This is a genomic window from Stenotrophomonas sp. CFBP 13724 (genome assembly GCF_014841975.1).
Taxonomy (GTDB): Bacteria; Pseudomonadota; Gammaproteobacteria; order Xanthomonadales; family Xanthomonadaceae; genus Stenotrophomonas; species Stenotrophomonas lacuserhaii.
Genome location: NZ_JACYUW010000005.1, coordinates 49,792 through 66,020, shown reverse-complemented (window position 1 = coordinate 66,020; position 16,229 = coordinate 49,792). Strand labels below are relative to the sequence as shown.

At 68.3% G+C, this 16,229-nt stretch carries 11 protein-coding genes and 2 riboswitches; of the genes, 5 read left to right on the top strand and 6 right to left on the bottom strand.

Annotation, left to right across the window (positions count from 1 at the left end):
* Nucleotides 1-5: 5 nt before the first annotated feature.
* The 4 genes from IFT63_RS16550 to IFT63_RS16535 form a co-directional block, all read right to left on the bottom strand.
* Entirely contained in the window at nt 6-3,068 is a 3,063-nt protein-coding gene (locus tag IFT63_RS16550; protein ID WP_192085158.1) for an efflux RND transporter permease subunit, read from the bottom strand.
* A complete protein-coding gene (locus IFT63_RS16545; RefSeq protein WP_192085157.1) occupies nt 3,065-6,181 on the bottom strand; it encodes a multidrug efflux RND transporter permease subunit in 3,117 nt (1,038 codons plus the stop codon). The genes IFT63_RS16550 and IFT63_RS16545 overlap by 4 nt, the downstream gene beginning before the upstream one ends.
* The gene (locus tag IFT63_RS16540; protein WP_042614498.1) at nt 6,178-7,344 is read right to left on the bottom strand and encodes an MdtA/MuxA family multidrug efflux RND transporter periplasmic adaptor subunit; all 1,167 of its coding nucleotides are present in this window, start codon (nt 7,342-7,344) and stop codon (nt 6,178-6,180) included. Before IFT63_RS16540 ends, IFT63_RS16545 begins: the two co-directional genes overlap by 4 nt.
* Nucleotides 7,345-7,561: 217 nt before the next feature.
* Nucleotides 7,562-8,179 (bottom strand): trimeric intracellular cation channel family protein, encoded by a 618-nt coding sequence (locus IFT63_RS16535; RefSeq protein ID WP_042614497.1) that lies wholly within the window; start codon nt 8,177-8,179, stop codon nt 7,562-7,564.
* An 81-nt stretch (nt 8,180-8,260) separates the two neighbouring features.
* Nucleotides 8,261-8,354: riboswitch (glycine riboswitch) on the bottom strand.
* 12 nt (nt 8,355-8,366) lie between these two features.
* A riboswitch (glycine riboswitch) is annotated at nt 8,367-8,457 on the bottom strand.
* Between the two features lie 40 nt (nt 8,458-8,497).
* Here IFT63_RS16535 and IFT63_RS16530 point away from each other — a divergent pair.
* Complete coding sequence (locus IFT63_RS16530) at nt 8,498-8,761, top strand: GIY-YIG nuclease family protein (protein ID WP_042614496.1); 264 nt, start codon at nt 8,498-8,500, stop codon at nt 8,759-8,761.
* Nucleotides 8,762-8,851: 90 nt separating this feature from the next.
* On the opposite strand, the gene IFT63_RS16525 is transcribed toward IFT63_RS16530, so the two are convergent.
* A complete protein-coding gene (locus IFT63_RS16525) occupies nt 8,852-10,135 on the bottom strand; it encodes an NAD(P)/FAD-dependent oxidoreductase (protein ID WP_042614495.1) in 1,284 nt (427 codons plus the stop codon).
* Between the two features lie 103 nt (nt 10,136-10,238).
* On the opposite strand from IFT63_RS16525, the gene IFT63_RS16520 reads away from it, so the two are divergent.
* Nucleotides 10,239-11,066 (top strand): NYN domain-containing protein, encoded by an 828-nt coding sequence (locus IFT63_RS16520; RefSeq protein WP_192085156.1) that lies wholly within the window; start codon nt 10,239-10,241, stop codon nt 11,064-11,066.
* 60 nt (nt 11,067-11,126) lie between these two features.
* Nucleotides 11,127-11,747, top strand: a complete 621-nt coding sequence (locus IFT63_RS16515) for a glutathione S-transferase (protein ID WP_192085155.1) — start codon at nt 11,127-11,129, stop codon at nt 11,745-11,747.
* A gap of 194 nt (nt 11,748-11,941) precedes the next feature.
* Here IFT63_RS16515 and IFT63_RS16510 read toward each other — a convergent pair whose 3' ends face one another.
* A complete protein-coding gene (locus tag IFT63_RS16510; protein WP_042614534.1) occupies nt 11,942-14,119 on the bottom strand; it encodes a primosomal protein N' in 2,178 nt (725 codons plus the stop codon).
* Nucleotides 14,120-14,535: 416 nt separating this feature from the next.
* On the opposite strand from IFT63_RS16510, the gene IFT63_RS16505 reads away from it, so the two are divergent.
* Both IFT63_RS16505 and IFT63_RS16500 read left to right on the top strand, forming a co-directional pair.
* A complete protein-coding gene (locus IFT63_RS16505; protein WP_042614492.1) occupies nt 14,536-15,537 on the top strand; it encodes a hypothetical protein in 1,002 nt (333 codons plus the stop codon).
* Nucleotides 15,530-16,102 carry a DUF3106 domain-containing protein gene (locus tag IFT63_RS16500; protein WP_192085154.1) on the top strand — a complete coding sequence of 191 codons (573 nt, stop codon included), beginning with the start codon at nt 15,530-15,532 and terminating at the stop codon, nt 16,100-16,102. The genes IFT63_RS16505 and IFT63_RS16500 overlap by 8 nt, the downstream gene beginning before the upstream one ends.
* Nucleotides 16,103-16,229 lie beyond the last annotated feature (127 nt).

The window sequence follows — 16,229 nt, the reverse complement described above, 5'->3', positions numbered from 1 at the left end:
TCGGGTCAGGCCGGAACCCTGCGCAGCCTGGCCAGCGCCAGGTACATCGCCGGCGTGGTGTACAGGGTGAGCAGCTGGCTGACCAGCAGCCCGCCGACTATCGCGATGCCCAGCGGGCGCCGCAGTTCCCAACCTTCGCCACCGCCCAGCATCAACGGCAGGGTGCCCAGCAATGCGGCAACGGAGGTCATCAAGATCGGCCGCAGGCGCAGGCGCGCCGCTTCCAGCACCGCATCGTGCGCACTCAGCCCGCGCCGCTCCCCGGCCAGCGCGAAATCGACCAGCAGGATGGTGTTCTTCATCACCACGCCCACCAGCAGGAACAGGCCCAGCAGCGAGATCAGGTTCAATTCGTTGTTGAACAGCAGCAGCGCCAGCAGCGCGCCGACGCCGGCCGACGGCAGCGTGGACAGGATCACCAGCGGCTGCAGGAAGCTTTCGTACAGCACGCCCAGTACGAGGTACACCGCCAGCGTGGCGCCGAGCAGCAGCCACAACTGGCGCGCGCGCATCTGCTCCAGCCCGGCCGCCTCGCCGGACAGCTTGGCCTGCACCGTGCGCGGCAGCATCAAGCCGGCCATCGCGCCGTTGATGGCGGTCACCGCCTGTTCCAGCCCCACGCCCGGTGCCAGCGCGAACTCGATCCAGATCGAGGCGAACTGCTGGCTGTGCGACACGCGGTCCGAGGCCATGCCGTAGCGCCAGCTGGCGATGCTCGACAGCGGAATGCGCCGGCCTTCGCCATCCAGCACCTGCAGCTGCTGCAGGGTGGTCGGGTCCTGGGTATGGCGGGAATCCAGTTCCATCACCACCCGGTACTGGTTGAGGTTGTCGTACAGCGTGGCGACCTGGCGCTGGCTGAAGGAATTGTTGAGCACGGTGGCGATCGTGCGCAGGTCCACGCCATGCCGCGCGGCCGCCTCGCGGTCGATGTCCAGCACCACCTGGCGCATGCCGGCTTCGCCTTGCGCTTCTACGTCCACCAGTTCAGGCAACGCCTTCAGCGCCGCACTGACCTTGGGCGCCCACTCGCGCAGCGGCGCCAGGTCGGCGGCCATCAGCTGCAGCTCCTGGTTGCCGCTGTCACCGGACCCTTCCAGCCGGATGTCCTGGTCAACCCACATGTACAGGTTTCCGCCCGGCAGCGGCGGCAGGTTCGCGCGCAGCTGGTCGATGACCTGCTGGCTGGAGACCTTGCGCTCGGCCAGCGGCTTCATCTTGATCATGATGAAGGCGTTGTTGACTCCCATGCCGCCGCCGATGTACCCGATGATGTCCTCGATCGCCGGATCGTCCAGCAGCAACTGGCGGTAGGCACTGATCTTGGGCTGCATGGCCTGGAACGAGAGGCCGTCGTCACCGCGCGCGAAGCCGCGCAGCTGCGCGGTGTCCTGCTGCGGCACCATGCCCTTGGGCACTTTCTGGAACAACCAGGCGTTGATCGCGATGACCGCGACGAAGGCCAGCAGCGGCCAGCGCAGGCGCAGCAGGCCCCGGTCCAGAGTGCGCAGGTAGCCGTCGCGCACGCGTTCGAACAGCGCATTGCTGGCGCGCTGCCAGCGTGATGGCGCGTGTTCGGCATCGGTGAACACGCGGGCGCACAGCATCGGCACCAGGCTCAGCGCCACCACCACCGATACCGCCATCGCCGCCACCAGGGTCAGCGAGAATTCGCGGAACAGGCGTTCGACGAAGTCATCCATGAACAGGATCGAGACGAACACCACCGCCAACGCCAGGTTCATCGAGATCAGCGTCGCGCCGACTTCGCCGGCGCCGCGGATCGCGGCCTGCCAGCGGTCCGCGCCCAGCTCGCGATGGCGGGCGATGTTTTCCAGCACCACGATCGCATCGTCCACCACAAGCACGGCGCCGACGATCAACGCCATCAGCGAGAGGGTGTTGAGCGAGAAGCCGAGCAGCGCGATCAACGCCAGCGTGCCGAACAGCACCACCGGGATCGCCACGCTGGGCACCAGCGCCGCGCGCCAGTGGCCGAGGAAGCCAAGCACCACCAGCACCACCAGCACGATCGCCAGCAGCAGGGTCAGTTCGGCCTCGCGCAGGGTGGCGCGGATCACCGGTGAGCGGTCCATCACCAGCTGCATGTCCACGTGGGCCGGCAGCAGCGCATGCAACTGCGGCAGCCGCTGCTGGATGGCATCCACGGTGGCGATGATGTTGGCGCCGGGCTGGCGGCTGACGATCAGCAGCACGGCCGGACGTTCGTTGTGGAAGCCGCTGGAATAGCGGTCCTCCACGCCGTCGGCGACCTGCGCGACATCGCCCAGCCGCAGCGGGCGTCCGTCCTTGATGGCCAGCGCGAGGTCGCGGTACTGCGCGGCCTCGCGCAGCTGCAGCGGTGCTTCCAGTTGCCATTGCCGCGCTTCGTTGCCGAACGCACCCAGCGGACGCATCGCGTTGGCACGCGCGATGGCCTGGGCCACATCATCCAGCGCCAGCCCGGCGTGGTTCAGTGCGTTGGGATCCAGCGATACGCGCACCGCCGGTAACGCACTGCCGCCCACGTGGACTCGGCCCACGCCCGGTACCTGCGACAGCTTCTGCGCCAGCACGGTGGAACCGATGTCATACAGCTGGCCGGGCGAGAGCACGTCCGAGGTCAACGCCAGCGCGAGGATCGGGGCCTGCGAGGGATTGACCTTGCGGTATTCGGGCATGCCCGGCATGCCGCTGGGCAGCTGTCCGCGTGCGGCGTTGATGGCAGCCTGCACTTCGCGCGCGGCTTCGTCGATGTTGCGGCCGAGCACGAACTCCAGTTCGATCCCGGTCTGTCCCTGCGAGCTGGATGACTCCAGGCTGGTGATGCCGGGGATGCTGCCGAGCGCGCGCTCCAACGGGGTGGCCACCGTGGAGGCCATCGATTCCGGCGAGGCACCGGGCAGGCTGGCACTGACTTCGATGGCCGGGTAATCCACCTGCGGCAGCGGCGCCACCGGCAGCAGGCGCAGCGCCATCAGGCCGGCCAGTACCAGTGCCACGGCCAGCAGCAGGGTCGCCACCGGCCGCTTAACGCAGGCCTGGGCGATGCGCGCGGCCAGGTTCATGCGTCGGCCTCGTCGCCTGCGGTCGTGGCGTCCACGCGGGCGGCCGGACGGCGTCGCTGCAGGCGGTCGAACGCCAGGTAGATCACCGGCGTGGTGAACAGGGTCAGCACCTGGCTGACCAGCAGCCCGCCGACCATCACCCAGCCCAGCGGCTGGCGCAGTTCGGCACCGGAGCCGGTGGCCAGCATCAGCGGCACCGCGCCGAACAGGGCGGCCAGGGTGGTCATCAGGATCGGCCGGAAACGCAGCAGCGCGGCCTGGTGGATGGCTTCGCGCGGGGCCATGCCGCGTGTCCGCTGCGCGTCCAGCGCGAAGTCGATCATCATGATCGCGTTCTTCTTGACCAGGCCGATCAGCAGGATGATGCCGATCACCGCGATCAGGTCCAGGCTGCGTCCGCTGAGCCACAGCGCGGCCAGCGCGCCCACCGTGGCCGAGGGCAGGGTGGACAGGATGGTGATGGGGTGGATGAAGCTCTCATAGAGCACACCCAACACGATGTACATCACCACCACCGCAGCCAGGATCAGCCACAGCGTGCTGGACAGCGAGCCGTTGAATGCCGCCGCCGCACCCTGCAGGCGCAGCTCGATGCTGGCGGGCAGCTGGATCGTGGTGCGCGCCGCTTCCACCGCAGCCACCGCTTCGCCCAGCGAGGCGCCGGGAGCCAGGTTGAACGACAGCGTGGCGGCCGGGAACTGCCCGACATGGTTGCGCAGCAGCGGGGCAGGGCCTTGTTCGATGCGTGCCACCGCACCCAGTGGCACGGTCTGCTCCTGCGCATTGCGCACGCGCAATCCGGCGATCGCCTCCGGCCCGGGTTGCTGGGCCGGGTCGGCTTCCAGCACCACGCGGTACTGGCTGGCCTGGGTGAAGATGGTGGAGATCTGGCGCTGTCCGTAGGCGTCGTACAGCGCATCGGCGACCGCTTCCACCGACACGCCCAGCCGCGCGGCGGCATCGCGGTCGATCACCACGCGCGCCTGCCGGCCCTGCATCTGCAGGTTGCTGGCCACGTCGCGCAGGGCCGGCGAAGCACGCAGTTCCTGCAGCAGCGTCGGCGTCCACTGCTGCAGCGCGTCCAGCTCCGGGCTGGTCAGGGTGAACTGGTACTGGCTGCGGCTGATGCGGTCTTCGATGCCCAGCTCCTGCACCGGTTGCAGGTACAGGGTGATGCCGGGAATGTCGGCTACGCGCTGTTGCAGGCGCGCCATCACGCTGGCGATGTCACCGGCGTCGCCGCCACGTTCGCCATGTGGCTTGAGTTCGATCAGCAGCCGGCCGGTGTTGAGCGCGGCGTTGTTGCCGTCCACGCCGATGTAAGAGGACAGGCTGGCCACCGCCGGGTCCTGCTCGATCGCCGTGGCCAGGGCCAGCTGGCGCTGGCGCATTGCCTGGAAGGAAATGGCCTGCGGCGCTTCGCTGATGCCCTGCACCAGGCCGGCATCCTGCACCGGGAAGAACCCCTTCGGCACGGCCAGGTACAGCGCCACGGTGAGCAGCAGGGTCGCCACGGTGGCGACCAGCATCAACGGCTGGCGCTCCAGCACCCACTGCAGCTGGCGGTCGTAGAGGGCGATGATGCGGTCGAAGATGTCGCCCTTCTTCCCGCCGGCACCCTCGTGCCTGTGCGCGCCGGGCCGCAGGAAGCGCGCGCACAGCATCGGGGTCAGCGTCAGCGAGACCAGCAGCGAGATGCCGATCGCCACCGCCAGCGTGATTGCGAATTCGTGGAACAGCGCGCCGACCAGGTCGGCCATGAACAACAGTGGGATCAGCACCGCGATCAGCGAAACGGTCAGCGAGATCAGCGTGAATCCGATTTCCTGCGCGCCCTTCAGCGCGGCGTTCATCGGGGTCTCGCCTTCCTCCAGGTGCCGCGCGATGTTCTCCAGCATCACGATGGCATCGTCCACCACGAAGCCGGTGGCAATGGTCAGCGCCATCAGCGTGAGGTTGTTGAGCGAGAAGCCGGCCAGCAGCATCACCGCGAAGGTGCCCACCAGGGACAGCGGCACCGCGATGCTGGGGATCAACGTGGCCGATACGCTGCGCAGGAACACGAAGGTCACCAGCACCACCAGCCCGATCGCCAGCACCAGTTCCTTCTGCACGCCACGCACCGAGGCTCGGATGGATTCGGTGCGGTCGCTCAGCACCTCCAGTTTCACTCCGGCCGGCATCGATGCCTGCAGCTGCGGCAGCAGCAGGCGTACCTGTTCCACCACCGCGATGACATTGGCGCCGGGCTGGCGCTGGATGTTCACCAGCACTGCCGGGGTGGTGCCCGACCACGCCGCCAGCTGCCGGTTTTCAGCGCCGTCGGTAATGTGGGCCACGTCGCCCAGCCGCAGCGGCGCGCCGTCGCGCCAGCTCAGCACCAGGGCGCGGTATTCGTCCACGCTGCGCATCTGGTCGTTGGCATCCAGCATCACCGCGCGGATCGGACCATCGAAGCTGCCCTTGGGCAGGTTGACGTTGGCCGCGGCAATGGCGGTGCGGATGTGGTCCATGCCCAAGCCGTTGGCGGCCAGCGCGGCCGGGTTGACCTGGATGCGTACGGCCGGGCGCTGGCCACCGGCCAGGCTGACCAGGCCGACGCCGGGAAGCTGCGCCAGCCGCTGCGCCACGCGGGTGTCCACCAGGTCGTGCACCTGCGGCAGCGCCATGCCCTGCGAGGTCACCGCCAGGGTCAGGATCGGGGTGTCGGCCGGATTGACCTTGCGGTACACCGGCGGCACCGGCAGGTCATCGGGCAGGAAGCCGCCGGCCGCGTTGATCGCCGCCTGCACGTCCTGTTCGGCGACGCCCAGTGACACGGCCAGGTCGAACTGCAGGGTCACCACCGACGCGCCGCCCGAGCTGGTGGAGGACATCTGCTTCAACCCGGGAATCTGCCCCAGCTGCTTTTCCAGCGGCGCGGTGACCATCCGCGTGGTCAGTTCCGGGCTGGCACCGGGATACAGCGTGGTGACCTGGATGATCGGATAGTCCACCTGCGGCAGTGCGGCCACCGGCAGCAGCCGGTAGGCCAGCACGCCGGCCAGCAACAGCGCCACCATCAGCAGCGTGGTCGCTACCGGACGCAGGATGAAGGCACGCGACAGGTTCATGCGCCGGCCTGCGCAGCGTCCTCGCTGATGATGCGCACGGCACTGCCGTCTTCCAGTCCGTCGATGCCTTCCACCACCACCTTTTCGCCGGCCTTCAGGCCACTGCGCACGGATACGCGCGTGCCGTCGGCGGGGCCCAGCACCACGTCGCGGCGCTGTGCCTTGCCGTCCTTGTCGATGACGTGCACGTAGTTGCCCTTGCTGCCGAACTGCACCGCGGCATCGGGGATCACCACGGCATCCTGCGCACCCAGCTGCAGCCGGATGTTGACGAACTGGTTGGGGAACAGTGCGTCGTCGGCGTTGGCGAACTGTGCACGCAGCTTCAGCGTGCCGGTGGCGGTATCGATCACGTTGTCCACGCTGGACAGTTCACCACGGCCCAGTTCGGCGCGTTCTTCGCGGTCCCAGGCCTGCACGGCCAAGGCGGGCTGGCTGCGCACGGCGCCCAGCAGGGCAGGCAGTTCCGGTTCGGGCACGGTGAACAGCACGCTGATCGGCGCGGTCTGCGCCAGCGTCACCAGGCCGTCGGCATCGCTGCTGCGGATCAGGTTGCCGACATCCACGCGGCGCAGGCCGACGCGTCCACTCACCGGCGCGGTGATGCGGGTGTACTGCAGCTGCAGCTTCGCTTCATCCACGGTGGCCTGGTCGCTCATGCGGCGGCCCTGCAGCTGGCGCACCTTGCTCTGCTGGTCGCCCAGCTCCTGCCCGGAAACATAGTTCTGTGCCTGCAGTTCGCCGAAGCGCCGAAGCTGGCGTTCGGCGTTTTCCAGTTCGGCCAGGTTCTGCTGCTGGGTGCCCTGTGCCTGCGCCAGTCGGACCTCGTACGGCCGCGGATCGATCTGCGCCAGCAGGTCGCCGGCATTCACGTGCTGGCCTTCGTTGAAATGCAGTTTCAGCAGTTCGCCATCCACGCGGCTGCGCACCACCACGCTGTGCAGCGGGGTCACCGTGCCGATCGCCTTCAGCCGCAGCTGCAGCGGTTCTGCGCTGGCGCGGGCGATGCGTACCGGGGTCGGCTTGCGGCCGCCCGCATCGTCTGCCACTACGTCGGCGCGCGGCCATGCCCACCAAGCCAGCAGCACCGCAAGCACGACGACGGAAGCTGCCAGCAGCAGCGTGCGGTTACGGCGGGGGCGCGAAGGTGGGTCAAGCGGCATGGGTCATCCTGCACCCTGCGATGGCGCAGGGAAGTGCTGCGCCAGGATCATCACTGCAGGCCTGGCAACGTGGGGAGGGTTGTCTGGCGGGGCCGCAGAAGCAGCGTGGCTGGATGCCGCCGCTCGCGCGACGGGCCGCCATGGTAGCCAATTGCGCGGCAGGTTTCCGCATGACCTTGGTCATGGTAGTGACGGCCAGCGGCCGTCACTACCCGTCTCAGTGCACTTCGTCGTGGTACACAAATTTCGGCATTTCCCAGCGATAGTGGATCGCCAGCAGGCGCAGTGCGAAGCCGCCGGCCAAGCAGCACAGGATGGCGGTGTTGTCGGCCACGTTCCAGTGCAGAAGCGACAGGTAGGACGCGCCGGTCAGCAGCGAAATGATCGCGTACAACTCCTTCTGGAAAATCAGCGGCACTTCGTTGCACAGGATGTCGCGCAGCACACCACCGAAGGCACCGGTCAGCATGCCCGCGATCAACACGATCGGCGTGGCATGGCCACCATCGCGGGCGATCGCGCAGCCGATCAGGGTGAAGGCGATCAGGCCCAGCCCGTCCAGCACCAGGAAGGTGCGGCGGAAGTGGTGCATCCAGCGCGCCACCCAGGTAGCGATGAGCGCGGCGCACACGGTGAAGCCGAGATACTCGGGGTGCTTCACCCAGGCCAACGGGTAGTGGCCAAGGATGATGTCGCGCAGCGATCCGCCGCCGAGGGCGGTGACGCAGGCGATCATCACCACGCCGAACAGGTCCATGCGGCGGCGGCCGGCGGACAGGGCGCCGGTCATGGCTTCGGCGGAAATGGCGATCAGGTAGATGATGGACAGCAACATGGGCAGGCTCCGGACGCGGTGGGGCCGGCCACGCGATACGCACCACCGATGCAGGCGCATCGACGAACGAAGGTGACCGGTGCCGCTCCCGCTGTCCTTTTGCCTGAGAGTTCAGCGGACGAGTCCGCGTGCCCCTTCGGCGGATCCTTGCGGATCTCTCTCCAGCTCGGCGATTGAGATACATGGTTGGTGGAATGCCATTCCACCGGCCTGAGCGATCATGGGAGCCTGCGCCTTCGGCGGGTGCCAGCGTGGCACCACTCTCCTGCATCCGGCACGTAGTGTAGCCGCTGGCGGCGGTTGGGCGATAATCGCGGCATGGCCCGCCCCGACACGCCCTGGTTCCTGTACCTGCTCGAATGCCGGGACGGCAGCTATTACGCGGGCATCAGCACCGATGTGCAGGCGCGCTTTGCCGCCCACCAGGCAGGCAAGGGCGCGCGCTATACCCGTTCGCGCCCACCCGTGCAGGTCCTTGCGGTGCGCCAGTACCCGGACCGCGCCGAAGCCTCGCGTGCGGAGTGGCAGCTGAAAAAGCAGCCGCGTGCGCGCAAGCTGGCGTGGCTGAGCGAAGCGCTGTAACACCGCCTTTCGTCCGCCGAGCATGGCTCGGCGCTACCACGGCAACCCCGGAGCGCCGACCACGGTCGGCGAGCGTAGCGGGTGTGCCGGTCACCCGCGCGGCGGGTCTTTCGGGGGCTTCACATCGCCGAAAATGATCCGCGCGCTGCGCTGGTAGCTCCAGTACGCCACCGCCCAGTTCAACAGCACCACCATCCGGTTGCGGAAGCCGATCAGGAAGAACACGTGGGCGGCCAGCCAGAACCACCAGGCGAGCACGCCGGACAGCTGCAGTTTGCCCAGGTGCACGATCGCGGCCATGCGCCCGATGGTGGCCAGGTTGCCGTAGTCGGCGTATTTGAACGGACCCGGCGCCGGCTTGCCGTGCAGGCGCGCACGGACGGTGTCGGCCACGTGCTTGCCCATCTGCTTGGCGGCGGGCGCCACGCCGGGCACCGGCCGGCCATCGGCCTGGCTCAGGGCGGCCAGGTCACCGGCCACGAACAGTTCCGGGTGGCCGGGCAGGGTCAGGTCGGGCTCCACCAGCACGCGTCCAGCGCGGTCCAGCGGTGTGTCCAGCGTGGCGCCGAGCGGGCTTGCGGCCACGCCAGCGGCCCAGACCACGGTACGCGCGGGGACGAACTGCTCGCCCAGCTGGAAGCCCAGGCTGTCGATGGAGGTCACCGGTGTGCCGGTCAGTACCTCCACGCCCAGCTTTTCCAGCTGCCGGCGGGCCTTCAACGAAAGCACGTCCGGGAAGGTGGACAGCACGCGCGGCCCGGCTTCCACCAGCCGCACCTTGGCCGACGCCGGGTCGATGTGGCGGAACTCGTTGCGCAGGGTGTGGCGGGCGATTTCGGCCAGGGTGCCGGCCAGTTCCACGCCGGTGGGGCCGCCGCCGACCACCGCGAAGCTCAGCCAGGCGGCCTTCTTCTCCGGGTCCGGCTCGGCCTCGGCGCGCTCGAAAGCCAGCAACAGTTTGCGGCGCAAGGCAATGGCGTCGTCCAGGGTTTTCAGGCCGGGCGCATCCTTGGCCCATTCGTCATGGCCGAAGTAGGCGTGGGTGGCACCGCTGGCCAGCAGCAGGGTGTCGTACTCCAGCGATGTGCCATCCACCAGATGTACGCTGCGTGCCTGCTTGTCGATGCGGGTCACTTCGCCCAGGCGCACTTCCACGTTGCGCTGGTGGCCGAGGATATGCCGCAGCGGCGCGGCGATGTCCGGTGCCGACAGGCCGGCGGTGGCGACCTGGTACAGCAGCGGCTGGAACAGGTGGTGGTTGCGGCGATCGACCAGGGTGATACGGATGCGCTCGCTGGCCAGGGCGCGGGCGGCCCAGAGGCCGGCGAAACCACCGCCGACGATGACCAGGTGGGGTGTGCGCTCGCGCGTCATTCGCGTGGCTCCAGTAGGGGGGCGTTGGGATGATCGCATGTCACACGGGCTGCTGCCGGTGTGGACCATACTGTCCGCACACCATCGTCAGCCTGGAGCAGGTATGTCCGAGCCGGAAAAGCGCATTGCCCTGTTGATCGACGCCGACAACGCACCCGCGTCGAAGATCGAAGAGGTGCTGGCCGAAGTGGCGCGGCACGGCGTGGCCAACGTCCGTCGCGCCTACGGCAACTGGAAAAGTCCCAGCCTGAAGGGCTGGGAAGCGGTGCTGCACGAGTATGCGATCCGTCCGATCCAGCAGTTCGCCTACAGTCGCGGCAAGAACGCGTCTGACATGGCGATGGTGATCGATGCGATGGACCTGCTGTATGCCCGCAACCTGGATGGATTCGCCATCGTGTCCAGCGATGCGGACTTCACTCCGCTGGTGATGCGCCTGCTCACCGATGGGGTCAAGGTGTATGGCTTCGGCGAGAAGAAGACACCAGATCCGTTCGTCAACGCGTGCTCGAAATTCACCTACCTGGAAGCGCTGGGGCAGGCCCATACCAGCCCGCCGGATGCCCATCCGGAAGGCGCGACCACGGGCGAGGCCGGCGAGGCGGGCAGCGAAGCACGGCCGCGCAAGACCGGTGCGGAAATGCGCAGCGATACCAAGCTGGTCAACCTGCTGCGCCGCGCGGTGGCCTCGGCCGAAGGCGAGGACGGCTGGTCGCACCTGGGGCCGGTGGGCAGCCAGATCGGCAACCAGGCTTCGTTTGATCCGCGCAATTATGGTTACGGCAAGCTCAGTGACCTGCTGGCGGCGATCGGCCTGTTCGAGATGAAGAAGGACGGCAAGTCTTCGTACGTGCGTGCATTGGCGAAGAAGCCGGTGGTCAAGCAGGCGACCAAAAGGGCCGCCAAGACCGGCAACACCACGGTAGGCTGACCGGCGTATCGTAGCGGTCCCGCGCCACGCCGGCGCACGTTTGCCTGCAAGGAAAACCACATGCTGAAGATCTGGGGCCGCCGCAATTCCAGCAACGTGCGCAAGGTGCTTTGGTGTGCCGAAGAAATCAGACTGGCATATGAGTCGATCGAAGTCGGCGGCAGTTTCGGCGGCACCCAGGCCGCCGACTATCAGGCGATGAATCCCAACGGGCTGGTGCCGGCGATCGAAGACAACGGCCTGCCGCTGTGGGAATCCAATGCGATCGTGCGCTATCTGTCGGCGCGTTATGCGCTGGGCACGCTGTACCCGGAAGATGCGGTCGAGCGTGCGCGCGGTGAAAAGTGGATGGACTGGACCACCTCGCGGATGGCGCCGCTGTACAGCGAGCTGATCTGGGGGGTGATGCGTACCGCACCGGCTGATCGCGATGAGGTCCGCATCAATGCCGCGCTGGTCAAGGCCGGCGATCTGCTGGCGATGGCCGATACCGAGCTGTCGAAGCAGCCGTGGTTGTCCGGTGACCGCTTCGCGATGGGGGATATTCCGCTGGGTGCGCTGGTGTACGCCTGGTTCGAGATGCCGATCCAGCGTCCGGACCTTCCACACCTGGCGGACTGGTATGCACGCCTGCGCGAACGCCCGGCGTACCAGCGCGGCGTGATGACCGGGATGAGCTGAGGTACGCCCGCGGGATTGACGGCCCGCGGCCGTCACTACCAAAAGCGCCGTGACGGCCAATGGCGGGGTAGCGCCGAGCCATGCTCGGCGAGCGCAGCGGCGTTACGACCAACGGTCGTCACCCACCAGAGACGGTCGTCACCACCAGAGCCGGTCGTCACCCCCCAAGGCGGGCCGTCACCAACGATGGCCGGTCAGTACAGATCCACCGGGTCCACATCCAGCGACCAGCGCACTTTGCGGGCCTCCGGCAGGCCCTGCAGAAGGGGCGCCACATGATCCAGCACAGCGTGCAGCGCGGGGCGCTGTGCGCTGGACAGCAGCAGCTGCGCGCGCTGGTAACCGGCCCGTCGCGGCATCGGCGCGGGCATCGGCCCGAACGCTTCCAGGTGCGGCTGTTCGCCCACCAGCGCCCGCACGGCGAGCAGGAATGCATTGGCATGCTCGACCTGCTGCGCTTCGGCGCGCAGCAGCGCCAGGTGGGCAAACGGCGGAAAGCCGGCAGCCTGGCGCTGGTTGAGTTCGGCCGCGGCGAAGGGGTGGTAGCCGCCGTTCACCAGGGTTTCCAGCAGCGGATGCCCGGGATGATGGGTCTGCAGCCAGACCTCCCCCGGGTCACGCGCACGCCCCGCGCGTCCAGCCACCTGGATCAACTGCTGGGCCAGCTTCTCGGTGGCGCGGAAATCGGAAGAGAACAGGCCTTCGTCGATGCCCACCACCACCACCAGGGTCAGCTTGGGCAGGTCGTGGCCCTTGGCCAGGATCTGCGTGCCGACCAGGATGCCAGGCTGGTCGCCGAGCCGCGCCAGTTGTTGTTCCAGCGCGTCGCGGCGCGAAGTGGTGCTGCGGTCGATGCGCAGCACCGGCACGTCCGGGAACGCCTGCACCAGGTGTTCTTCCAGCCGCTCCGTACCAATCCCCTGCGGCTGCAGCGCCAGGCTGGCGCAGGCCGGGCAGGCCAGCGGGGCGGCCTGGCGCGCACCGCAGTGGTGGCACTGCAGGCGCCGGCCCGCGCCATGCACGGTCATCGGCGCATCGCAGCGCTGGCAGGGCGCGGTCCAGCCGCAGTCGTGGCACAGCAGCACCGGTGCATAGCCACGGCGGTTCTTGAAGACCAGCACCTGCTGGCCGTTGCGCAGGTGTTCGGCGATGCCTTCCAGCACCTGCGGTGACAGACCATCGCGAAGCGGACGCTTGCGTACATCCAGGATGCGCACGCGCGGCGGCATGGCATCGCCGGCACGCACCTTCAACCGCAGGTGGGTGAAGCGGCCGGCATGCGCATTGTGCAGGGTCTCCATGGCCGGGGTAGCGCTGCCCAGCACCACCGGAATGCCCAGCGCCTTGGCCCGCACCAGGGCGAAATCGCGGGCGTGGTAGCGGATGCCGTCCTGTTGTTTGTAGCTGTTGTCGTGTTCCTCATCGACGATCAGCAGGCCAGCTTCAGGCAGCGGCATGAAGATCGCCGAGCGGGTGCCGACGATCACCCGCGCTTCGCCGCGCGACGCCGACGCCCAGACCCGGGCGCGCTCGTTGTCGTTGAGGCCGGAGTGGAAGGCGTGCACGGCAATCCCCAGGCGGCCGCGGAAGCGCGCCAGGGTCTGCGGAGTGAGGCCGATTTCCGGCACCAGCACCAGTGCCTGCCGACCCTGGGCCAGGCACTGGATGATGGCCTGCAGATAGACCTCGGTCTTGCCACTGCCGGTGACGCCGTCCAGCAGGAACGGGGCGAAACCCTGCGCGGCGGTGATCGCCTGCACCGCGGTGGCCTGCTCCGGGTTCAGGGTGGGGCCGCCCAGTGGGCTGGCCAGCAGCGGCGCCACCGCCAGCGCCACGCGCTCGGCAAGACCGCGCTTGGCCAGGCTGCGCGCAGGCGTGCGCCAGTCGTGCATCCGCGCCGCGATCACGTCTTCGTCGACCACCGCCTCGCCCAGCAGTTCGGCCAAGTGGCGCGGCCGGCTGCCGGCGCGCAGGCTGCTCCGCTGTTCGTGCCCGGCGGCGGTGAGCTGCCAGCCCCAGTGGTGGGTATCCGGCAGCGTCTCACCGTGCCGCAGCGGGCCGGGCAGGGCGGTCGACAGTACTTCGCCCAGCGGCGCGTGGGTATAGCGTGCCAGCCATTGCAGGCTTTGCCACAGTTCGCCCTGCAGCAGCGGTGCGGGATCGAGCCAGGCAAGCGCTTGGCGCAGGCTGGACGCCGGCTCCGCGCTGCCCTGTTCCACCACCAGCCCGACCAGCTCGCGCGGGCCGAACGGCACCCGGATCCGGCAGCCAACGACCGTTTCCGGTGCAGCACCGTCCGGTGGCAGATAGTCGAACAACTGCGGCAACGGGACCGGCAGGGCGATGCGCAGGGTGGGCAGGGGAGCATCCATGGTGGGCAGTGTACCGACCCGTTTGGGGCCACCGCACCCCGCATTCAGGGGCATCGATCCTCAGTGAAGACAGTCTAAACAAGAGGTAAATATCGGACTGCATTGGAGATTCAGGGTTATCCACATCTTTTGTGGATAAGTCTGTGTGTTAGCGAGGGTGGAACACGGCAAGTGCCGATGCCGACAGCCTTCATGTTTGCATGGTCAAAAAATAGCCACATGATATTGGTCATTAAAATCAATCAGTTAAGTGTGAAATGCTGCTGAAACATGAGGTGGGAGGGGATTGGGCATGAGTGTCGGCAGGATTTCTTGACGCTGTGCACAACGTGCAGCACGAACGCCTGTGAGTAGCAAGCCCTCGGCGTCTCTGGTTGGGAGCGGCTATCATTCCGCGTGAATTCCTGGAGTCCCCGATGACGGCAGCGTCCGCCTCTTTATCCCCTACTGCGGCCGGTGCGTTGTCGGCATTTCTACGTGGCGTCGAGCGCCGTGCCCTGGTGGTCGCCGAGCTGCAGACCGGTGACGGGGCGCGTGCCGAACAGGCGTTGGTGGCGGTCATGCGCGCGTTCGCCGCAGTGGCCAGTGATCTGCCGATGGCCCAGTGGCCACCCCGCTTCTGGGCGCTGCTGGCAGCCCGCCAGGCACTGCGCGACACCCCCACCGGGCGCTGGCAGGGGCCATTGGCCCATCTGGGTAACCTGGAGCCGCTGATCCGCCTGGCGCTGCTGCTGCGGATCGGTGCCGGCCTGGATGAAGACACCGCCGCACGCCTGCTGGATACCGATGTGGACGGTTACCAGGAGGCATTGGCCGCTGCCTGCCCGCGCGATCGGCAAGGCAACCCCGACGCGCAGGCCTGGCGGGGGCTGGCCGAGCAGGTCCAGCAGCAGATCCGGGAACTGCCCGCGCAGCGACTGAAGGAACTGCAGCAACCAGTGGCGGCGGGCAGGAAGGACGATGCGCCCAAGACTTGGCGCGCCCCCGCAGCCGAACCGCGCACGCCCTCGGCACCGCCACGCCGTCGGTCCTCGCAGCAACGCCGTTGGCGTGGGCCGGCGATCCTGCTGGGCACCGTGCTGGTGCTGCTGCTGGCCGGGCTGGGATGGCGCGCCTGGCAGGGGCGGGTGCCCGATGCACCTGCCGTCGTCCCGGAAGGCGCGGTAGGCGAGGCCGGTCCGGTCACCGTGGAAGCCCTGGAAGGGGATGCGCCGAAGGTCGCCGCTGCCGCCGCCGATCCGATGGCGACAGAAGATGCGGCCATGCTGGCCGACCGGGATTTCCCGCTGCTCGCCGATGCCGACCTGCATGCCTGGTCGGCCGCGGGTGGCCCGCTGCCCGTCGATGAGTCCCAGGCCAGGCCGACCCGGCCGGAGCCGGTGGCGGCCGCGCTGGAAACGGCGGCAGCCGATGAGTAAGCGTCTGTGCGCGCTGGTGTTGCTGGGCGTCGCCGGGCTGGCACACGCCGCCCCTGACCGCACCGCGCTGCCGCTGTCGGGGCCTGGAGGCCCCGGCGCCATCGGCAGTCCCGCCGCCCCGGTGGCCATGCCGTGGCAGCAGCTCAGCGCGGAACAGAAGCGCGAGCGCCGCAGCCAGTACGCGGCGTGGCGGGCCATGAGCGAGTCCGAGCGGGCGCGCGTGCGCGAAGCCGCGGGGCGTTTTGCTGCCCTGCCGCCCGCCAGGCAGCAGGAGCTGCGTGATCAGTTCACTGCACAGGACCAGGCATTCCGTGATGGCTGGCGCCTGGGGCCGCTGCTGGGCGAGCACTTCAGCCGGCTGCAGGGGATGTTCGGCTACGTGCCCGAAGACCAGCGCGATGCTACGTTGGCGATGCTGCGGCAGTTGACTCCGGCGCAGGTGTCGCAATTGACGCTGGTGGCTCAGCGCACGCCGCCGCAACAGCGCGATGCGGTGCGAACGGAGTTCCTGTCCGTGGCGCCGGCCCAGCGTGATGCCTGGCTGGCCAGGCAGGTCGGCCGCTAGCGGCAGGCTGACCGGCTCCGGCGGGAGAAGCGTGACGACCAACGGTCGTCACCCACCAGGGCAACGCTTTTCACCCATCAGGGCAACGGTTGCGATCTCCCCGGAACGGGTAAGATGACGCCCCGCA

Coding starts and splice junctions, on each gene's coding strand:
- IFT63_RS16545 (WP_192085157.1), bottom strand. CDS start 6,181: ATGAACCTGTCGCGTGCCTTCATCCTGCGTCCGGTAGCGACCACGCTG.
- IFT63_RS16500 (WP_192085154.1), top strand. CDS start 15,530: ATGAGTAAGCGTCTGTGCGCGCTGGTGTTGCTGGGCGTCGCCGGGCTG.
- IFT63_RS16540 (WP_042614498.1), bottom strand. CDS start 7,344: ATGCCGCTTGACCCACCTTCGCGCCCCCGCCGTAACCGCACGCTGCTG.
- IFT63_RS16505 (WP_042614492.1), top strand. CDS start 14,536: ATGACGGCAGCGTCCGCCTCTTTATCCCCTACTGCGGCCGGTGCGTTG.
- IFT63_RS16510 (WP_042614534.1), bottom strand. CDS start 14,119: ATGGATGCTCCCCTGCCCACCCTGCGCATCGCCCTGCCGGTCCCGTTG.
- IFT63_RS16520 (WP_192085156.1), top strand. CDS start 10,239: ATGTCCGAGCCGGAAAAGCGCATTGCCCTGTTGATCGACGCCGACAAC.
- IFT63_RS16515 (WP_192085155.1), top strand. CDS start 11,127: ATGCTGAAGATCTGGGGCCGCCGCAATTCCAGCAACGTGCGCAAGGTG.
- IFT63_RS16525 (WP_042614495.1), bottom strand. CDS start 10,135: ATGACGCGCGAGCGCACACCCCACCTGGTCATCGTCGGCGGTGGTTTC.
- IFT63_RS16530 (WP_042614496.1), top strand. CDS start 8,498: ATGGCCCGCCCCGACACGCCCTGGTTCCTGTACCTGCTCGAATGCCGG.
- IFT63_RS16550 (WP_192085158.1), bottom strand. CDS start 3,068: ATGAACCTGGCCGCGCGCATCGCCCAGGCCTGCGTTAAGCGGCCGGTG.
- IFT63_RS16535 (WP_042614497.1), bottom strand. CDS start 8,179: ATGTTGCTGTCCATCATCTACCTGATCGCCATTTCCGCCGAAGCCATG.